Below are 2,057 nucleotides of genomic sequence, written 5' to 3'. Positions count from 1 at the left end.
ATTATCAGCATTTAGCATCAATAGTAAGGGAGGAATTTTAACCCAGTTTAATCGTTTAATTGCCTCTACATCGGGAGTACAGGGTGTTTATAATAGTTCTGGAAGCACCCATAAAATTGTTGCCAATATTAAGGGAGTCAGGGCGGGCGATAGATCCAAAGTTGATGGAAAATTTTATATTATCCAACCCAATGGAAGCGGGTTTATAGTTTTAGAACCTAATACAAATAAACTATACAAGGCTTCAACTGACCCTGATAGTCAGATTGTGATTGAACAAATTACAGCAGATGTTTCTACACCTGCCATTACTACCATTGAATCGGTATTTGTGGAAGATCAGGTTATTGGGGAGGCGATAAGTAAATTTAATCGTACTAATACAAATGTATTTATTAGTGGGGATTTATCGGTTGAGGATTTTGACACTTCAGTTTTACCGCGTGACCCTTATCAATTTAAGTTTATTGACGCATCACCTAGTAATATTAAGTTAGAGGCTGCACCACTAAAAGTTGTGATGAAATTCTTAGGGGATGAATTCGCCAGTGGTAGTTTACAAATTCGGTCAATTGTTAGTAGTCAATAAGGCTAGACTGTGCCGAAACGGCTCATTTTAGGTAATGTTATGAGATCAATTGAGCGGAATAACAAGGGTTTTGTCCTTTCTTGATAAAAGTCTTGAACTTCCGTTTTCGGCAATGTTTTACAAGATGGGATAAATAAGCGGGAAGCTTTTATAAGACTGAAAGCCTTACTCAGTGTGCTTTTTTAATTTTTAATATATAGACACAGGCGATAACGTTGAATTTGTTATAAAATAAAACTTTACGTCGTGCTAAATTTTGCGCGAATCTTGTCCTTACCCCATTATGAAGTGCGGAATGTGGGATTTTGATAGCGATCGCATTCCGTCCACCGGAGGCGATCGCTCATAATATCTTAGGAAACTGCTGTATTAGAGTGATTTGGGTTAAAATAGCTCCCCAATCACAGAAGGAGAGCTTAGGCACTTAGATAAAGAAGCTACTAACAGCAATAGTACCCAGAGCAGGTAATGTACCACTATATTCTGTGATATTCACCAATAGGTCATTGCCTGATTGGAAACCAGCCACACCATCATTAATGACCAAATAAGTTCCGGCAATACCGAAAGTCGTGACACTGACTAAAGCTGCACTATTTACACTTAAAGCCTGATTACCAGTTAATGCTCCATTAGCATCAGTAAATACACTATTGGCCATATTTATTAAGGTAGTGGCTGTACTATTAGTAGCACGAGTGAAGGCAGTGGGAGCATTCATAGCTACACCCAAAGAGGTCAACAGGTCAATTTTATCAGTGCCGATGGCAAAGTCGGTAATTTGGTCTGCTCCTGATACTGGGGATTGTCCAAATTGGAAGACGAGGATATCAGTTCCTACTCCTCCTGTGAGGATGTCTGCACCTGCACCACCGTTGAGGGTATTATTACTACTATTACCAGTGAGGGTGTTATCCAGGCTGTTACCCGTACCATTAATATTGCTGCTTCCTGTCAAAGTCAGGTTTTCCACATTATTAGGTAAGGTGTAGGAAATAGATGCGTTGACTAAATCAGTTCCTGCGTTGAGAGCTTCAGTAACAATGTCACCTACATGATTAACGGTATAAGTATCGTTGCCGGCAAGTCCGATCAGGGTATCTGCACCAGTTGTACCGATTAAGGTGTCAGCGTTAGAAGTTCCAGTAAAGGGATCATCATTGGTAATTGTTCCTGTGACTGCATTTGTTGTACCAATGGTGTAACCAGTTCCAGAAGCTAAAGTTAAGGCAACGGTTTCATCACTTTCTACTGTGCTGTCAGTGGTCGGGTCAACTGTGACAGTTGCTATGGATGAGTTAGCCGCAAATGTGACGGTTTTGGTGATTCCTGCGGTGGCAATTCCTGTATAATCAGTGCCTATTGTGGCAGTTCCGCCGACTGTATAGTTGACGGTCAGGGCATTACTAGTAACTCCTGTGCGGGTGAAAGTGTAAACTAGGTTGGACGTTCCATCTTCGGTGACGTT

The 2,057-nt window shown here is 40.9% G+C and carries 1 protein-coding gene and 1 pseudogene; one reads left to right on the top strand and one right to left on the bottom strand.

Annotated features, from left to right (window positions below; translation table 11 throughout):
- Positions 1–589, top strand: a pseudogene (locus FJR37_RS25875) (metal-dependent hydrolase); the annotation flags it as partial.
- Positions 590–1,013: 424 nt separating this feature from the next.
- On the opposite strand, the gene FJR37_RS25870 reads toward FJR37_RS25875, so the two are convergent.
- The coding region (locus FJR37_RS25870; RefSeq protein WP_168467496.1) for a calcium-binding protein at positions 1,014–2,057 on the bottom strand (1,044 nt) is incomplete at its 5' end.

The sequence above is a fragment of the Aphanizomenon sp. UHCC 0183 genome (assembly GCF_009712065.1).
GTDB lineage: Bacteria > Cyanobacteriota > Cyanobacteriia > Cyanobacteriales > Nostocaceae > Dolichospermum > Dolichospermum heterosporum.
Note: the sequence above shows the minus strand (reverse complement) of the source record. Positions and strands in the feature narration are given on the sequence as shown.